A 16943-nucleotide genomic window follows, 5' to 3' on the forward strand; every position below is an offset into this window, starting at 1 on the left:
CGGTCATGACCCGGGTCACCCGTCAGCCCGATCATGCATGATTCGAGAGACACAAGGGGTGTTCCAGGGAACGCCAACGCCTCACTCCGTCACGCACCCCTCATCCGTCTCGGCGCTGTCGCGCCGATCCACCTTCTCCCACAAGGGGAGAAGGAAGAGACGCGCCCCCAACTCATTTGGAGTATCGTCACGATTGCTGCACTATATCCGTGCATAACGGGGTGTTTGGGAGAGACGGGCGTTTTGAAGGAAGCAAAAATCCAGAAACCGGAACGGCAGCAGCGCCTGTTCGGCCTGTCGACGCCCCTGCGGTCCGCGGTCATTCCGCCGCTGTCGGCGGCGCGCTGGCTGCTGGTGCTGATCGTCGCCGCCGGCGTCTATTTCTTCCACGGATTCCTGTTTCCGGTGCTGGCGGCGCTCGTCATCGCCTTCGCCAGCTGGCCGCTCTATCGGCGCCTGCTGGCCAGCGTCGGCGGCAACCGCACCATTGCCGCCACCTTTGCCATCCTGTTCATCCTGGCCTTCCTGGTCATACCGATCGCGCTTGCCGGAACCTACGCCATCAACGAGGTGCGCGAGTGGGTCGGCTGGGCGATCGAGACCAATCGGTACGGTGCCACCACACCGCATTGGATTGCCACGCTGCCTGTCATCGGTGAGTGGCTGAACGAGCAATGGACGGACAATTTTGGCCATCCCGGCGGCATCGGCGAGCTGATCCAGTTGATCAGCGGCGCCAATATCGGCAGCATCTATCGCGGCGTGCTCGCCGCCGGCGGCAGTGCTTTCGGGCTCTTGCTGACGCTGCTGTTCATGATGATCGCGCTGTTCTTCGCCTATCGCGACGGCGAGCACTTTGCCGGCCAGGTCGACCGGCTCGGCGAACGCATCCTGCCGACCCGCTGGGAGCGGATCTCGCGCGTCGTGCCGGCGACGATCTCCTCGACCGTGACCGGCATGACCGTTATCGCCATCGGCGAGGGGCTGGTGCTGGGCATTGCCTACTGGCTGGCCGGGGTGCCATCGCCGGTAACGCTCGGCGCCCTGACCGGCGTCATGGCGCTGATACCCGGCGGCGCACCGCTGTCCTTCACGCTGGTCTCGATCTACCTCGCTGCCAGCGGTTCGCCGATGGCCGGCCTGGCGCTGTTCCTGTGGGGGGCGGTCGAGCTGTTCATCGTCGACAAGACATTGCGCCCGAAGCTCGTCGGCGGCCCGATAAAGCTGCCCTTCCTGCCGACCTTTTTCGGCCTCATCGGCGGCGTCAAGACCATGGGTTTCCTCGGCCTGTTCATCGGTCCCGTGCTGATGGCGCTGCTCGTGGCGATCTGGCGCGAATGGCTGCGCGAGGTGGAACTGGCCGACGAGACGGCCGCCGATTCGGCGGCCGAAATCGAGGCCGGTCCGCAAATCGAGGTCCTGCCGGAATCCAATGCGGCGAAGAAAGCCAGCGCCTGATAAGGACCGGCTTTGCGCCGTAAGCCGAATTGTCGCTAGACCGGGTGATGCACCGCGAAATCGACCCGGCGCTTGCGCCCGTCATGCAGCTGCCAGAGCGAGTGTGCGACCAGCGTTACGATCAGGATCGCTCCGCCGATCAGGCTGTTGCGGGTCGGTGCCTCGGCAAAGATCATCCACACCCAGACCGGCGCCAGCACGGTTTCGAGCAGGTAGAACATCGCCACTTCCGGTCCTGAAATGTATTTCGGCCCGGCGGCGAGGCAGAAGAACGAGATCGGCATGATGACGGCGCCGTTGAAGACGATCCACCATGGCGCGTTCACATGAAAGCCTTCGCCTGACACCATGAAGGCCGCCAGCGCGAGCGGCAGAAGGACGCCGACGAGCGAGGTGAATCCCATGTCCTTGCCGCTGGCGCGCGAGATGGTGATGGCCACCGCGATGAAGAAGGCCGAGCACAGCGCCATGAAATCACCGAACAGCTTGCCGGTGCCGACCGAGCCGCCGACGATGACCAGCACGCCGAGGATCATGATCGCCATCGCCGCGATGGTCACAAGCCGTGGCCTTTCCCTCAGGAATATCCAAGACAGCAAGCCCGCGAACACGGTGTTGAAGGCAAGGATGAACACCAGGTCGGCGGTCGAGGTGTGATAGACGGCGGTGACGAAGGTGATCCCCGTCAGCCCGTAGCATATCGCCACGATCAGGCCGGACCAGCCGGGGATGAGCGGCGGGGCGTTTCGGCTGAGTGCCCGCCAGACCGACCAAATGACCATGGCCGCGACGAAAGTCGTGCCGGTGCGCAGCAGCATGATCGTCCATGCGCCTCCGTCGGCGAGGCGGATCAACGGTATGTCGACAGTGAGCGTGAGCCCGCCGATGGCGGTTATCAAGAGACCCTTTTGGTGATCGTAATGAGAGGACATGCAGGAACTTTCGCAATGAAATGCAGGCTGGCGGCCAGCCGGTGCAATGGCGCACTCTCTCCAGCCAACCGGCTGAAAGACCAGCATCCCCTGCCTTGAAACAGTTTAAGGGTGGGCCGTGGAAAAACTCAGCGTGAAACCGCTTCGTTGATGTAGCGTTCCCAGCCCTTGGGGCCGAGATGCTCCTGCGGCATGAAGCGCATCTTATAATTCATCTTGCGCGAGCCATTGACCCAGTAGCCGAGGTAGACATGGGGCAGGCCCATCGCCCTGGCGCGGGCGATGTGGTCGAGGATCATGAACGTGCCGAGCGAACGCTCCTCGAAATCGGGATTGAAGTAGGAATAGACCATCGACAGGCCGTCGGCCATCTTGTCGGTAAGCGCCACGGCGATGAGTTCGCCCTGGCCCTTGCCGGTGATGAAGGTATCGGGGCCGCGGCGCCGGTACTCGATCACCTTGGTGTCGACATGGGTATCCTCAACCATCATGGCGTAGTCGAGCACCGTCATGTCGGACATGCCGCCGCGGCGATGGCGGGCATCGAGATAGCTGCGGAACAGCGAATATTGTTCGGTCGAGGGCTCGGCATTATGCATGGCGCCGACGAGGTCGGAATTATGCTGCAGCACGCGCTTCATGTTGCGGCTGGCGGTGAATTCCTGGGCGAGGATGCGCACGGACACACAGGCGCGGCAGGTCTCGCAGGCCGGTCTGTAGGCAATGTTCTGCGAGCGCCGGAAGCCGCCTTGCGTCAGGAGATCGTTCATCTCCGACGCCTTGTCGCCGACCAGATGCGTGAACACCTTGCGCTCGAACTGACCGTCGAGGTAAGGGCACGGCGACGGCGCGGTCAGGAAGAACTGCGGCGACTGGGTCGGGTGCTGCGTCATCGAGCCTTGGAAACACTCCTTCGAGTCGCTCTACCTTTGGCGCGGAAAGCGAAAAATTCAACAGGATTGTGAAGGTGTGGGCGAACAGACGCCTTCACATTTGCGCCGATATGGCGGTAGCGCTTCCAGAAAATGCCGTCAACGGCCGGTGCGGCTGACCACGGTGCCGAGCAAAAGGTCATGCAGCGTGCGCTTGCGGTCGGCAAACAGGGTCACCAGCAGGACGAGCGGCGACAGGATGACGTTGCCGGCCCAGAACAGCACGGAATGGACGACCGCAGTGAGGCCGTCGATCGGCCTGCCGTCGAGCCGGTCGAGGCGGATGCCCATCATCTTCATGCCCGTGGTGGCCTGGTCGGTGCTGCCCAGCGTGTTCCAGATGTAGAGGATGGCAATGGCCGGCACGAGGACGCCAAACAGCACCCAGCCAAGGCCGAGGGTCAAGAGCCCGAGGAAGAACACCAGTATGGCGAACGGAATGGTGAGCAGCGCGACGATGATATAGTCGAGCACGAAGGCCAGGATGCGCCTTGTGCGCACGCCTTCATAGGCCCTGACATCATCGAGCCTGGTGTTGATGATTTCGCCGTCGAGAACGCGCGCGTTCATGTCATTTCCTCGTAACAGGGCCCGACATAGGGTGCGGGCCGCCCGACAATGAAATGGTGAAGTCCCGTGCCGGAATCAAGATCGGGCTTCATTGCGGGCGCGGGGACGGAACGGCGTCTGGCGCAAGCCGAACTGGTTGAATTTGCCGCGCGAATGGCATTAGCTTGCTGCGGCGCACCAAAGCGCCGAGGGGCAAGGGAACGGGGCACTATGGACTACGACATGCTGGTCATCGGCAGCGGCCCTTCCGGCCGCCGCGCCGCGGTGCAGTCCGCCAAGCTCGGCAAATCGGTGCTGGTGGTCGATCGGGGCCGGCGTCTTGGCGGCGTCTCGGTGCACACCGGCACCATCCCTTCCAAGACGCTGCGCGAAACGGTGCTCAACCTCTCGGGTTGGCGCGAGCGCGGCTTCTATGGACGCGGCTACCGGGTCAAGCAGGATATTTCGGTCGGCGACCTGGTCGAGCGGCTGCATAAGACGCTCGACCATGAGGTCGAGGTGCTGCAGCACCAGTTCATGCGCAACACGGTCAAGAGCGCACGGGCCGCGGTAAAATTTCTCGGTCCAAACAAGGTCAGCCTGACGACCGACAATGGCGACTACAGCGAAGTCGGTTTCGCCAATGCGCTGATTGCGGTCGGCACCAGGCCGCACCGGCCGCGCGACGTGCCCTTCGACAAGACCCGCGTCTTCGACAGCGACGAGATGCTGGAACTCGACCGCCTGCCGCGCACGCTGACGGTGATCGGCGCCGGCGTCATCGGTGTCGAATACGCCACGATCTTTTCCGCTCTCGACGTGCCGGTGACGCTGGTCGAGCCGCGCAACTCCCTCCTCGATTTCGTCGACCGCGAAATCGTCGACGATTTCATCCATCAGATGCGTGATCGCGGCATGACGATAAGGCTGGGCAGCGCGGTGAAGGAAATCCGCTCCAAGCCCGAAGCCGCCGAGGTGGAACTGGCCGATGGCCGCACCATTCGCTCCGAGGTCGTGCTCTACGCTGCCGGCCGCACCGGCAATGTCGGCAGCCTGGGGCTGGATGTGGTCGGCATCGATGCCGATACCCGAGGCCGCATCAAGGTCGACCCGCAGACCTTCCAGACCAGCGTGCCGAACATCTACGCCGCCGGCGACGTCATCGGCTTTCCGAGTCTCGCCTCCACTTCGATGGAGCAGGGCAGGGTCGCCGCCTGCCATGCCTTCGGCGTGGCATTGCCGCCGCCGCCGGAAACATTCCCCTATGGCATCTACGCGGTGCCGGAAATCTCGACCGTCGGCCAGTCGGAGGAACAGGTGCGCGAGAGTGGCGCCGCTTACGAGGTTGGCGTGGCGCGCTTCCGCGAGACGTCACGCGGCCACATCATGGGCGTCAACACCGGCTTCCTGAAACTGTTGTTCTCGATCGAAACGCGTCGCCTGCTCGGCGCGCATATCGTCGGCGAGGGCGCTACCGAACTCATCCACATCGGCCAGGCGGTGATCAATCTCGGCGGCACGGTCGACTTCTTCGTCAACAACACCTTCAATTACCCGACGCTTGCCGAGGCCTACAAGATCGCCGGACTTGATGCCTGGAACAGGATGGGGCGGGGGTAGGCGCTGTCTCTCGACGCGGATTCCGCAGGCCCGCACGGCCGAGCGCAGATCGACACTCTGACCGTTCGGGACAGAAGCCCTCAGCTTCGCTGTATCGCCGCCTGTCCCGCCAGCCATTGCCTGACGATCGCCGCGTCCGGATCGCCGATTTCATGGCCCGATGGAATGATCCGGGCATCGATCTCGCTGCCGTGGCGGCTGAGCAGCGTCACCAGCGCCGGCGCGAAGGGCCCATAGGTCTCGTCGGCTGCTCCGGCGATGATCAGCGTTCGCGTCCCGATGAGCGTCGCCGCCGGCGCCGGGTCGAGTACAGGCATTTCGAGCACGGGCATTGGCCTCAGCAGCGCCGCTCCACGCACGATGCCTGGATGCAGCAGCATCAGGCTTGAAACCAGATTGGCGCCGTTTGAATAGCCGAGGAATGTTGTCCGCGCGAGATCAAGCCCATGGCGCTTGGCCGCTTCGCCGGCGAATGCCGCGAAGGCGGCGGTTTCGGCAAGGATGCTCTGCTGATCGAATCGCGTCGGGGTGATCCGCTCGAACCAGCGAAAACCGTCCTCCTGGGGGATCCGGCCACGCGCCGCGATCAGCACGGCGTCGGGCGCGATCTGTCTCGCCAGCGGCACCAGGGTGGTCTCGTCGACACCGGAACCATGGAGCAGGAACAGGCATTCACGGCGGCTCCCGCCGGCACCCAGAAGCCGGTAGGGAAAGGCCAGATCCATGAGCAGCGGGCCGTTTTCGACGCTGTCGCCCATCATTCCGCATCCTCTTGATTATATGAGGTTTCGCTGAATTTGCCGGCTTCAAAACGCAATATTTTCATGCTCCGCGAAAGTTGATTGAACCGGGCGCATTCCAGCCCGTTTCTGCGCCGATACACTCCCCTGGGAGGAATCGAAGCGGTGCGCCCCGGGGGTCGCATTGCTGGACATGAACAACCAGCTTTGAGGCCTTTTGTCGATGACCACCCCCATTTCGCCGGCCCCCATTTCGCCGGAACGCGATACGCGTATCGATGTACTGCGCGCGCTAGCCTTGCTCACCATCTTCGTCGACCATGTGCCGGGCACGGCTTTCGAGGTCCTGACCTACAAGAATTTCGGTTTCTCGGACGCCGCCGAAGCGTTCGTGCTGATATCCGGCATCTCGGTCGCGCTCGCCTACGGCACGAAATTCCGGCAGGGCGGCCGGCTTCTCGCAACCTTGAAGATGTGGCGGCGGGCGGGTGTGCTCTACGTCACCCACATCGTGACGACCATGGCGGTGATGGCCCTGTTCTGCGCCGTGGCGGTGTTTGCCAGGCGGCCGGACCTGCTGAAGCTGATCAACATCGAGCCGCTGATGAAGAACCCGCCGGAAGTGCTGGTCGGTATCGTCACGCTCGGCCATCAGCTTGGCTACAACAACATCCTGCCTGTCTATGCCGTGCTGCTTTTGATGGCGCCGGCCTTCGTCCTGTTCGTCAGCTACAGGCCCGTCGCCGCACTTGTCGTGTCCGGTGGGCTATGGCTCGTCGCCGGCATCTGGCAGATCGCCCCGCCCAACTATCCCGAGCCTGGCTTCTGGTTCCTGAACCCGCTGTCCTGGCAGTTCCTGTTCAACATCGGCCTGGCCGCCATGCTGCATGTCAGGCGTGGCGGTGTCATCCCGGTCAATCGCTGGCTGGTCGGCGCCGCCGCGGCCTATGTGCTGACGGCGCTGGTCTGGGTGCACAGTCCGCTGTGGGGGCAGATAACCTGGTTCAAGCTGCCCGTGGTGATCGGCGGCTTCGACAAGACCTTCCTGTCGCTGCCGCGGCTGTTGCACATCCTGGCGGTCAGCTATCTCGTCGTTGCCCTGCCGGCGCTCTCCGGCCTGTTCCGGACCAGCCCCGACCATCCGCTTGCGATACTGGGCAAGCGCTCGCTTCCGGTCTTCATCGCCGGCACGCTGATTGCCATGCTCGCCCAGGTGATGAGGCTGATCAATCCGGGCGGGCTCGTCTATGATAGCCTGCTGTTATCGGCCGGCATCGCCATCCAGTTCGCGCTCGCCTTCTATCTCGAATGGCTGTCGACCATCGCAGGATCGGGCAAAGCCCGCGCGACGCAAAAGGACGTCGCGCCGGTCCGCGCGCCTTTCGGCATCTCCGCCGTGGCGAGAGCCAATCGCTGAGCTTGGCCGCGCGGCTCAGCCGCGTGGCGGAGCCGACGAGGCCCGCACGATCAGTTCGACAGGCAAAAGCTGCCGGCTGACCCTGCCGTCGCTCTCCAGGATCGCCTTGACGGCAAGGCGGCCGATCTCGGCGATGGGCTGGGCGATCGTGGTCAAGGGCGGCTTGGACGTCGCCGCTTCCGGGACGCCGTCGAAGCCGATGACGGAAACGTCGCCGGGCACGGCCAGCCCGCGCGCGCTCAGCCATTCGAGCGCCGCCAGGGCTGTCCTGTCGGACATCGCCAGGATGGCCGTTGGCGGCTCGCCGGAAGCGAAGATGGCTTCAAGCCCCGCTTTCGTGGTGGCCGCATCGTTGGCGGTCTCGTAGACGGGCACTTTGGATATGTCGACGCCAACCCGCGAAAGCTCCTGGAGATAACCGGTGAGGCGGTCGCGCGTCCCCGCATAGGTCGCGGCGCGAACCTGCTCGGGCGACACAAGACCTGTCCTGTCGTCGGCGAAAGGCAGCGCCAGGACGGCAAAGCGGCGATGTCCGAGATCGGTGAGATGGCGCGCCGCCAGGCCGGCGCCGGCGATGTTGTCGACGCCGATCGCCGCGACCGAACCGTCCTGCGAATCCAGATCGAGCGCCACGAACGGCAGTTTACGCTCGCGTGCCAGTTCCACCAGGCGCGAGCCGCCTTCGATGCAGAAGACGATGAAGCCGTCGACCAGCGCGCTCTGGATGTTCCAGGCAAGCTGTTCGTTGTTGGCGGCCGAGACCAGGGAAATCCCGGCCCCGGTTGCGTCGCAGGCCTGCGAGATGCCCGCCATCATGACGCGCGCGAAGGGATCGTCGAAGAAGTAGGAGAGGGGCTCGGCGGTGGCCACGCCGATGGCATTGACTTTGCCGGCCCGCAGCAGCCGGCCCTTCGGATCCGGGCCGCCATAGCCCATCGCCTCGGCAGCCGCCTTGACCCGTTCGCGGACTTCCTCGCGCACGATCTCGGGGCGGCTGAAGACATTGGACGCGGTGCCATGCGAGACACCTGCGGCCTTGGCGATGTCGGCCAGCCGGACGGGTCGTCGATTGCCTGCGGTGAGTGACGCCATTTTGCGCGTGCCTCCTGACATGCATTTAGCACGTTCCGGGCTTGCATCTAGCACTTTCGTTGGATCGATTCAAATTCTGCTTGACCAACGGCGGCCGAAGGCCTATGTTTGAATCGATCCAAGCCGGCAGATTCAAGCTGGCGAAACGACCGAAGGGGAGGTTGCGTCATGCATCCCGTCAACTATCTTTTTCAAGACATCTATCGCAACGACTGGAGCGTTGCGCCGGCCTCCAGCAGGTCCAGACGTCGAAATCATGCCGGCCCATGGATTCGGGACCTTCGCTTTCTGGTGGAACGCAAGCGGAGCTGATCGGCGCAGCCTTTTTGTGCTCACCGATTGGATCGATTCAATTCAAGAGAGAGAAAAACCATGCATCCCGTCAAGCATCTGTTCGAAGACATCTATCGCAACTATTGGGGCATCGCGCCGGCCGCCGAGCGGCCCGAGGCGCCGCGCCGGACAAGGCTAGCCTCGCGCGGTCGCGACCTTTGGGTCCGATCCGAACGTCACCGGGACTGACCGTTCGGCATCTCAGGATCTTGGGCGCACCAAGGCGGAGGCGGCAATCGCCAGCCAGCCTGCGATGAGCAGGGTGCCGCCGATCGGCGCCGACATCGGAAACAGTCTCGATCCGAGAAAGTCGCGGGCGAGCAGATCGCCCGCGAAAAGCACGAGCCCGACAAGCAGGGCCAAGCTGGCCATCCGCAGCAAGCGGTTCGCACCGGCAAGGCCGACGGCGAGAAACACCGGTGCGTGCATCAGGAGGAACGATGCGGCCGTGCCGGTAAAGGCGCCGCCACGGTGCGCGGCCGCCGCCGACAGTGCCACACCTGCCGCACCGACGAGACCGCCGGCAAGCACGAGGATGCGGCTGGCGTTGGATTCAGCGAGACTCATGATAGCGTGGCCCTTCGATTGCTGACTTGGGCGAATCCCTCAGGGCTCGCCCGCCTCCAGCAGCATATGCCGTGTCCGCCGCGACTGGACAATCCAGTTGTAGACGGCGCCGCCAGCCATCAGCACCGATGTGCCGAGAAACACCGCCGGCATGCCGAAGTGGCCGCCGACGAAGCCGCCGGTCAAGGGTCCGGCGACCTGCCCGACATATTGCGCCGAAATCGCCAGGCCAAGCACGTTGCCGCCGACGCCGTCGGGGACGTTGTGGCGGATGACGCTGGTGATGCAGGGCAGCAGGCCGCCAAGCGCCAGACCCATCAGGAAGCGCAGTCCTATCAATTGCCTGCTGTCGGTGACGAAAGCCTGCGGAATGAGCAGCAGGGCCGAGACAGCGAGCGCACCCACGACGACGTTCCAGTGACCGACGCGGTCGGCGAGCTTGCCGAGCCAGGAGGCCGACAGGATGGTGCCGAGAGCCGCCGCCGACATCACCACGCCGGCGACCAGCGTCACTCGGCTCTGGTCCTCGATGAGCTGCTGGACATAGACGGTGATGATCGGCTCGATCGACATGGTGGCGAACGCAAGCAGCATACCGGTTGTCAGCATCGCCACGACCGGACGTTTGTCCGGGATCTGCGACCAGCCGCTCTTCGCCTTTGCCGACGAAGCGGCTTTGGCTGGCTTCGGGCGGGGGGTCTCCTTGATCAGGAAGGTGGTGGCCAGGAAGGCGAGGAAGATGACGCCGCCGGACAACAGGAAGGTGGCGCGGATGCCGATGACCGGCGGTAAGGCGCCGCCGAGCAGGGGGCCGACCAGCGAGCCCGCCGTGATCCCCGCCGACAGCACGCCGAGCGCCCAGCCAGAGCGGTCCTTGGGCGTCTGCATGGCCACCAATATGGTCGAACCCGAGGAATAGCCGCCGGCAAAACCGATCAGCAGGCGCAGCAACACCAATTGCCAGACCGTTTCGACCATGCCTGTCAGCGACATGCAGATCGCCATGCCGAAACTGGCGCGCACCAGCATCACCTTGCGGCCGTAGCGGTCGCCCAGGCGTCCCCACAGCGGCGCAACCATGGCAGCGGCGAAGAAGGTGGCGCCATAGGCGATGCCGGACCACTGCACGATGGCCGCATGTCCCTGCGCGCCGAGCTGTTCGACATAGAGCGGCAGGAAAGGCAGCAGCAGGGTCATGGCGATGAGCGTACTGAACGAGCCCGCGAAGCAGACGGCGAGATTGCGCCGCCAGTGGATGTTGTAGCCGCTTTGTCGGGTGTCTTCCTGTGTCATGTCCTGCCTGCTCGATAACAGCGCTTGTTGCGGATACCGTTCTGGGATACCAATGCGGTATACGTCATGAACTTCAACCCCGCTGCTGTCAATGCGGCTTCGGAAAGGCGAGCGCGATGTCGCAGATGCAGAATGTCGAACGGCGGTTGCGCGAGATGATCCTTGGGCTTGAGGTTGGGCCGGGGGAGCGGCTGACGGAGCGTTGGATCGAAGGTCGCTTCGGCGCCTCGCGCACGCCGGTCAGGGCAGCGCTTCTGCGGCTGGAGACCGAGGGGCTGGTCAGCAGGGACGGGCGCGGCTGGACGGTGTCGCCCATCAACCTTGCCAAGCTCGAGCAGATCGCGGTCTATCGCGAAGCGGTCGAGGTCGCGGCTCTGCGGCTGACATGCACGCACGTCGACGGGAATGCCATCGATGTCATCGAGGCGATGCTCGATTCCTGCGACGAAAGCACGCCGCGCGAGGAGTGGCATCGCGTTGGCATGGACTTTCACATCGAGCTGGCGCGCCTGTCGGGCAATGAATTCCTGTTCCGCGCCGTTCGCGATGCCATGACGCGGCTGTCGCGCGCCCGCTGGCTGGAGGTTCGCGACGAAGCCGCCCTTGGCCGCGCCTGGGCCGAGCATCGCGCCATCCTGGCGGCAACACGCCTTGGCGATGCCGATGAAGCAGCCCGCCGGCTTTCAGCCCACATCGTTGGCAGCCGTGACCGGCTGGTGACGTCGCTCGCCAACGATAGACGTGGGCTTCGCGCCAGGGGTTTTGCCGTGGTCGCTGCTTAGCGCGGCCTGCACAAGGCGGGGGCAATCGCCGCGAAACGGCGGCGTCCCGACACAAAGCGCACTTTCGGCCTCGCTTCATGGATGCCGATGGCGTAAGAGCGGCGAATGGAAAACAACCGATTTGAAACACCCGTGACCGTCAAGTCCGTCACGGCGGGAAGCACTCAGCTCTTGCGTTCGGCCCGGGAGGCTTCCGATTACCTCCTCAACAGCTGGCCCGGCAAGCGCAGCCCCAAGCACCGCGCAGCGCTGCAGGCCTGTCATGACGCGCTGGCCGGCGACAAGCCGGCCATGAATGCCAGGCGTGCCTTCATCGCGGCGGCGCGTGAGGTCGACGTTTTCGTCAGCGACAAGGCGCCCGCTTGACGCAATCCAATCGGATTGAGACGGGCCAATCGGGATTGAGACGGGCCAATCGGGATTGAGACGGGCCANATTCCTCTGTTTCGGTGTCGGTCTCGGTCTCCGGCTTAGACCGTTCCCGCGCGGCGACCTTGGCGGCCTGCTTTTCGGCCTTCTTGGCTGCTTTCTGCCGGTCGCGTTCCTTGCGTTCCTGATCGTAGTTTGGTGCTCGCGCCATATCGGCTCCTTTTTGACCTGCCTTGCGGCTCAAACCTTGCCTAGGAGCATTAGCCGCCAAACACAACAGCCGAGGCAAAAGTACCGCGGCGTTCGCTTCCGCGGTTGGGAGGGCTTGCCAGATGCGCAGCACAATGGTGTAGGAAGCGTCGGGGCGCCAACGAATTGAGAGCTGCCTGTTTGTTTTGATCAAGTGAACCATGGCCACAATTGCGCGGACGACGGCGAGGGTGTTCTATTATGCGCGAAACGTCGCGCGCGACATCATTCCCCAAGCCCTGTTTCGACGCAGGCTGGTCGCTCGTCTCGAAACGGCCAGGCTTTCCGGCGAGCCGGCGCGCCGGCGGCTGAATTACTACAACAAGCTGCAGGATGATTTCACGCCAAGCGCAAAGGCCGTGCGCATCAGCGAGCTGCCCTTCACTCCGACCATGTATTATTACGACCTGAAGGAGTTTGCCCGCTACTTCGATCCCGGCTTGCTGATCGACGTCGAGTTCGGAGACGTCATGAAGGTGCCGAAGGTGCCTTCGATCGTCAAGGATCGGCCGATCCGTGACGACGACAGCAACGCGGTCATCATGAAGCTCGACAAGTTTCGCCATTTCCAGATGCCGGCCGATACGATCCCGTTCGCCGACAAGCTGCCGGCCGTGGTCTGGCGTGGCGATCTCAACAATCCGATCAGGACACGGTTTCTGGAAGCGGCGCGCGACCTGCCGTTCTGCGACGCCGGCTCGCACAAGCCCAACGCGCCGGCAGAGTATGCCAAGCCCTTTCTCACCATCAGCCAGCACCAGCGCTATCGCTACATCGTTTCGCTCGAAGGCAACGACGTGGCGACTAATCTCAAATGGATATTGAACTCGAAGTCACTCTGCTTGATGCCGCCTCCGACATACGAGACATGGTTCGCGGAGCGGCAGCTCGAAGCCAACGTCCACTATGTGCCGCTCGCAGCGGACTTCTCCGACCTTGCTGAACATGTGGCCTTTTTCGAGCGGCACCCGGCGAAGGCCGAACGCATCGTCGCAGCCGCGAACGCCTATTGCCGGATATTCGACAATGAGCAGACCGAACAGGCGATCTCCCTGCTGGTGCTCTACAAATATTTCGTGCTCAGCGGCCAGATCAAGGCGGATGCCGATGTCTGGCGCTACATAACGGGATAGTTGCCGGCGACATAGCCGGCCCCTGTGGCCAAGCGCGCCGTTACCATTTGGAGGCGCCGCCCATTTTGCGAAATCTCTGACACGACCAAGCGGGAGCGCGGCGAGGAACTATTCCGGCTGTCGTGCGTTTGCTGGCGCTTGTTTTGATCAGAGAACGATGGCCACCATACAGCGAACGACCCAAAAGGTTTTCTACTATGCGCGAAATGTCATCCGCGATGTCGCACCACAGGCAATCTTCCGACGACGGCTGGCAGGTCGCCTTGAGCAGGCCAGGCTCTCCGATGAGGCCGTCCGACAACGATTGAACGACTACAACAAACTGCACGACACGTTCTCGCCCAGCCCCGATGCCGTCCGTATCGACAGCCTGCCGTCGACACGCAGCATGTATTACTACGACCTGAAGGAATTTGCCCGTTACTTCGATGCCGGACTGCGCCTCGACCTGGAGTTTGGCGACGTCATCGAGGTGCCCAAGGTGCCGTCATTCGTCAAGGATCGCCCGATCCGGGCCGACAACGACAATGCGGTGCTCATGAAGTTCAACAAGTTCCGCCACTTCTACATGCCTGTCGACACGGTTGCCTTCGCCGACAAATTGCCGGCCGTGGTCTGGCGTGGCGATCTCAACAATCCGCTCAGGACAAGGTTTCTGGATGCCGTGCGCGACTTGCCGTTCTGCGATGCGGGCTCGCACAAGCCGAACGCGCCGGCAAAGTACAGCAAGCCCTTTCTCAGCATCGCCCAGCACCTGCGCTATCGCTACATCGTCTCGCTGGAGGGCAATGACGTGGCGACCAATCTGAAGTGGATCATGAATTCGAACTCGCTCTGCCTGATGCCGCCGCCGACCTACGAGACGTGGTTCAGGGAGAGCCAGCTCGAGGCCAATGTCCACTATGTGCCGCTCGATCCGGATTTCGCCGATCTGGCCGAAAAGACAAGCTATTTCGAACGGCACCCGGCCGCGGCGGAGCGCATCGTCCTCGCGGCCAATGCGCATTGCCGCAAGTTCTCCAACCAGCGAGACGAGCAGGCGATCTCCCTGCTCGTGCTCTACAAATATTTCGTGCTCAGCGGCCAGCTCGAACCCTATCCCGAACTCTGGCGGTTCATCGGGGGCTAGAACCTGATGTCCGTCAGATGGCGCTGCGGTCGAGAACCGTGTCGGCGGGGCCGAAGCGATCCTTTGCCGTCAGTTGCTGGTGCCAGTAGGGGTAGAGCAAAGGCGGCCGGCTGACCGCGTCGAGGCGCTGGCGTTCGTCGGCACTGAGTTCCAGGGCTGCGGCTGCGAGATTATCCTTGAGCTGGGCATCGTTGCGGGCGCCGATCACCAGGGAGGAGACGGCGGGGCGGCCGAGCAGCCAGGCAAGGGCCACCTGCGCCGCGGAAACACCCCGGGCCTTGCCGATTTCGACCAGCACGTCGACGATCCGCCAAAGCCGGTCTTCGTCCCGGATCGGCGGCTCGGACCAGCCGGCGAGCTGTCGGGCAGTGGGGCTGTCGCGGCGGTATTTGCCGGATAGCAAGCCGCCGGCAAGCGGGCTCCACACCAGCACGCCGAGCCCCTGGTCGACCGAGATCGGCAGCAATTCATACTCTGCCTCGCGCGCCTCCAGCGTGTAGTGGATTTGCTGGGTGACAAAACGCGGCTGGTGGTGGCTGTCGCTGACGGCAAGCCCCTTCATCACCTGCCAGCCAGAGTAGTTGGAGCAGCCCACATAGCGGATCTTGCCTTGGCCGACCAACGTGTCGAGCGCGGCGATGGTTTCCTCGAGTGGCGTCAGGCCGTCCCATTCATGCAGGAAATAGATGTCGATGACATCGGTCTTGAGCCGCTTCAGGCTCCTCTCGCATTCGCGGATCAGGTGATAGCGCGACAGGCCTTCGTCGTTGGGTCCCTTGCCGATCCGCATCCTCGCCTTGGAGGCGATCAGCACGTCGCTCTTGCGCTTGCCGCCGAGTGCTTCGCCAATGATCTCTTCCGAGATGCCGTTCGAATAGACATTGGCGGTGTCGAGAAGATTGATGCCGGCATCGATGCACATGTCGATCATCCGCTTGGCCTCCGGAAGATCGGTCTTGCCGACAGCGGAGAACGGGCCGGCGCCGCCGAAGGTCATGGTGCCCATGGTCAGTGTCGAAACCTTCAGGCCGGAACGGCCGAGAGTGCGGTATTCCATGTCAGTCCTCGCGATTGTGTTGAATTGGCCGTGTTGAACCGGAGCCGTGTTGAATTGGGGCCGTGTTGAATTGGGGCGGCGCGAAAGGGCAGCCCGGAATGCGACCGGAGATTTGTAGGACAATTCGGTCCGCTTGTCGCCATGCCAGGACGACGATCGATCATATCTCGCGGGATTTGCAGCGCCGGCGATCGCGCTCGGGCTGCAATAAAACCGTCACTGCCGGCCTATATTGAATTCGGCTAAGGTGTTCCGTTCCAGGCCGCGGGCCAGCAGGGACGTGGACCGACAGACTTGCACGCGGAGCAACTGATATGACCGAGCTGAGACAGAATTCCCCTGCAAAAGACTGGCTCGAAGCCGAGCTCGCCGATACGCTCGACGAAGACTATGAGCTCGAAATGTCGGAACCGGCGCTGTCGATGGAGATCGCCAAGATCTACAAGAACTCCCATCCGCCATCGATCGACCGCATGCAATATTTCCGCGACCTGATCACCTTGCAGTCGGAGCTGATCAAGCTGCAGTCGTGGGTCGCCTATCACAGGAAGAAGCTGGTGGTGATTTTCGAGGGCCGCGACTCCGCCGGCAAGGGCGGCGTCATCAAGCGCATCACCCAGCGGCTCAATCCGCGCATCTGCCGCGTCGTGGCACTGCCGGCACCGACCGAGCGCGAGAAATCGCAGTGGTATTTCCAGCGCTACGTCCCGCATCTGCCGGCCGGTGGCGAGATCGTGCTGTTCGACCGCTCCTGGTACAACCGTTCCGGCGTCGAACGGGTGATGGGTTTTGCCGAACCGGAGCAGGTCGAGGAGTTCTTCCACGACGTGCCGGAGTTCGAGCGCATGCTGGTGCGCTCGGGCATCACGGTGGTCAAATACTGGTTCTCGATCACCGACGAGGAGCAGCAGATGCGCTTCCTGATGCGCATCCATGACCCGATGAAGCAGTGGAAGCTGTCACCGATGGACCTGCAGTCGCGCGTGCGCTGGGAACAGTACACCAAGGCCAAGGAAGAAACCTTCGCCCGCACCAACATTCCCGAGGCGCCCTGGTTCATCGTCGAAGGCAACGACAAGAAGCGCGCGCGGCTGAACTGCATCGATCATCTGCTGAAGCAACTGCCGTATGAAGAGGTGCCGCACGAGGAGATCACGCTGCCGGAGCGCGTCTTCAATCCGGAATACGAGCGCCAGGTTCTGCCGCGCGAACTCTACGTGCCGGAGAAGTATTGAGGGTTCTTCCTTCTCCCCGTCACTATACGGGGAGAAGGTGCCGGCAGGCGGATGAG

General features: G+C 63.2%; 17 protein-coding genes. 9 read left to right on the forward strand and 8 right to left on the reverse strand.

Translation table 11 applies throughout. The features are described from left to right. Positions 1–243 precede the first annotated feature (243 nt). Entirely contained in the window at positions 244–1458 is a 1215-nt protein-coding gene (locus tag X743_RS138215) for an AI-2E family transporter (protein ID WP_023769374.1), read from the forward strand. Between the two features lie 35 nt (positions 1459–1493). On the opposite strand, the gene X743_RS138210 is transcribed toward X743_RS138215, so the two are convergent. From X743_RS138210 to X743_RS138200, 3 genes are all read right to left on the reverse strand, one after another. Next, positions 1494–2390 (reverse strand): DMT family transporter, encoded by an 897-nt coding sequence (locus X743_RS138210; protein ID WP_023769375.1) that lies wholly within the window; start codon positions 2388–2390, stop codon positions 1494–1496. A gap of 128 nt (positions 2391–2518) precedes the next feature. After that, complete coding sequence (locus X743_RS138205; RefSeq protein WP_023769376.1) at positions 2519–3283, reverse strand: arginyltransferase; 765 nt, start codon at positions 3281–3283, stop codon at positions 2519–2521. A gap of 138 nt (positions 3284–3421) precedes the next feature. Next, complete coding sequence (locus tag X743_RS138200) at positions 3422–3892, reverse strand: RDD family protein (RefSeq protein WP_023769377.1); 471 nt, start codon at positions 3890–3892, stop codon at positions 3422–3424. A 210-nt stretch (positions 3893–4102) separates the two neighbouring features. Between X743_RS138200 and sthA the strand changes: the two genes are divergently transcribed. Continuing rightward, positions 4103–5491 (forward strand): Si-specific NAD(P)(+) transhydrogenase, encoded by a 1389-nt coding sequence (gene sthA, locus X743_RS138195; protein WP_023769378.1) that lies wholly within the window; start codon positions 4103–4105, stop codon positions 5489–5491. Positions 5492–5571: 80 nt separating this feature from the next. On the opposite strand, the gene X743_RS138190 is transcribed toward sthA, so the two are convergent. Next, positions 5572–6252 (reverse strand): alpha/beta hydrolase, encoded by a 681-nt coding sequence (locus X743_RS138190; protein WP_023769379.1) that lies wholly within the window; start codon positions 6250–6252, stop codon positions 5572–5574. A gap of 202 nt (positions 6253–6454) precedes the next feature. Here X743_RS138190 and X743_RS138185 point away from each other — a divergent pair, with 202 nt between their 5' ends. After that, on the forward strand, positions 6455–7648 hold the full coding sequence (locus tag X743_RS138185; RefSeq protein WP_023769380.1) for an OpgC family protein: 1194 nt from the start codon (positions 6455–6457) through the stop codon (positions 7646–7648). Positions 7649–7663: 15 nt separating this feature from the next. On the opposite strand, the gene X743_RS138180 is transcribed toward X743_RS138185, so the two are convergent. Then, positions 7664–8740: a substrate-binding domain-containing protein gene (locus X743_RS138180; protein ID WP_023769381.1), complete on the reverse strand. Its 1077-nt coding sequence runs from the start codon at positions 8738–8740 to the stop codon at positions 7664–7666. A 372-nt stretch (positions 8741–9112) separates the two neighbouring features. On the opposite strand from X743_RS138180, the gene X743_RS1000000173125 reads away from it, so the two are divergent. Further along, positions 9113–9262, forward strand: a complete 150-nt coding sequence (locus X743_RS1000000173125; RefSeq protein WP_013896018.1) for a hypothetical protein — start codon at positions 9113–9115, stop codon at positions 9260–9262. A 12-nt stretch (positions 9263–9274) separates the two neighbouring features. Here X743_RS1000000173125 and X743_RS138175 read toward each other — a convergent pair whose 3' ends face one another. Together X743_RS138175 and X743_RS138170 are read right to left on the reverse strand one after the other, a co-directional pair. Next, a complete protein-coding gene (locus X743_RS138175; RefSeq protein WP_013896017.1) occupies positions 9275–9640 on the reverse strand; it encodes a DUF423 domain-containing protein in 366 nt (121 codons plus the stop codon). A gap of 39 nt (positions 9641–9679) precedes the next feature. Next, positions 9680–10933, reverse strand: coding sequence for an MFS transporter (locus X743_RS138170; RefSeq protein WP_023769382.1), 1254 nt, complete (start codon positions 10931–10933; stop codon positions 9680–9682). Positions 10934–11049: 116 nt separating this feature from the next. Between X743_RS138170 and X743_RS138165 the strand changes: the two genes are divergently transcribed. The 4 genes from X743_RS138165 to X743_RS138150 all read left to right on the forward strand — a co-directional run bounded on the left by X743_RS138165 (position 11050) and on the right by X743_RS138150 (position 14595). After that, entirely contained in the window at positions 11050–11715 is a 666-nt protein-coding gene (locus X743_RS138165; protein ID WP_023769383.1) for a GntR family transcriptional regulator, read from the forward strand. A gap of 132 nt (positions 11716–11847) precedes the next feature. Beyond that, positions 11848–12081, forward strand: a complete 234-nt coding sequence (locus X743_RS138160) for a DUF982 domain-containing protein (protein ID WP_245264359.1) — start codon at positions 11848–11850, stop codon at positions 12079–12081. A gap of 413 nt (positions 12082–12494) precedes the next feature. Further along, a complete protein-coding gene (locus tag X743_RS138155) occupies positions 12495–13466 on the forward strand; it encodes a glycosyl transferase family 90 (RefSeq protein WP_023769385.1) in 972 nt (323 codons plus the stop codon). A gap of 157 nt (positions 13467–13623) precedes the next feature. Next, positions 13624–14595, forward strand: coding sequence for a glycosyl transferase family 90 (locus tag X743_RS138150; protein WP_023769386.1), 972 nt, complete (start codon positions 13624–13626; stop codon positions 14593–14595). 13 nt (positions 14596–14608) lie between these two features. Here X743_RS138150 and X743_RS138145 read toward each other — a convergent pair whose 3' ends face one another. Beyond that, positions 14609–15652: an aldo/keto reductase gene (locus tag X743_RS138145; RefSeq protein WP_023769387.1), complete on the reverse strand. Its 1044-nt coding sequence runs from the start codon at positions 15650–15652 to the stop codon at positions 14609–14611. 314 nt (positions 15653–15966) lie between these two features. Between X743_RS138145 and ppk2 the strand changes: the two genes are divergently transcribed. Beyond that, on the forward strand, positions 15967–16887 hold the full coding sequence (ppk2, locus tag X743_RS138140) for a polyphosphate kinase 2 (RefSeq protein WP_023769388.1): 921 nt from the start codon (positions 15967–15969) through the stop codon (positions 16885–16887). Positions 16888–16943 lie beyond the last annotated feature (56 nt).

Source organism: Mesorhizobium sp. LNHC232B00 (genome assembly GCF_000502435.1).
GTDB lineage: Bacteria > Pseudomonadota > Alphaproteobacteria > Rhizobiales > Rhizobiaceae > Mesorhizobium > Mesorhizobium opportunistum.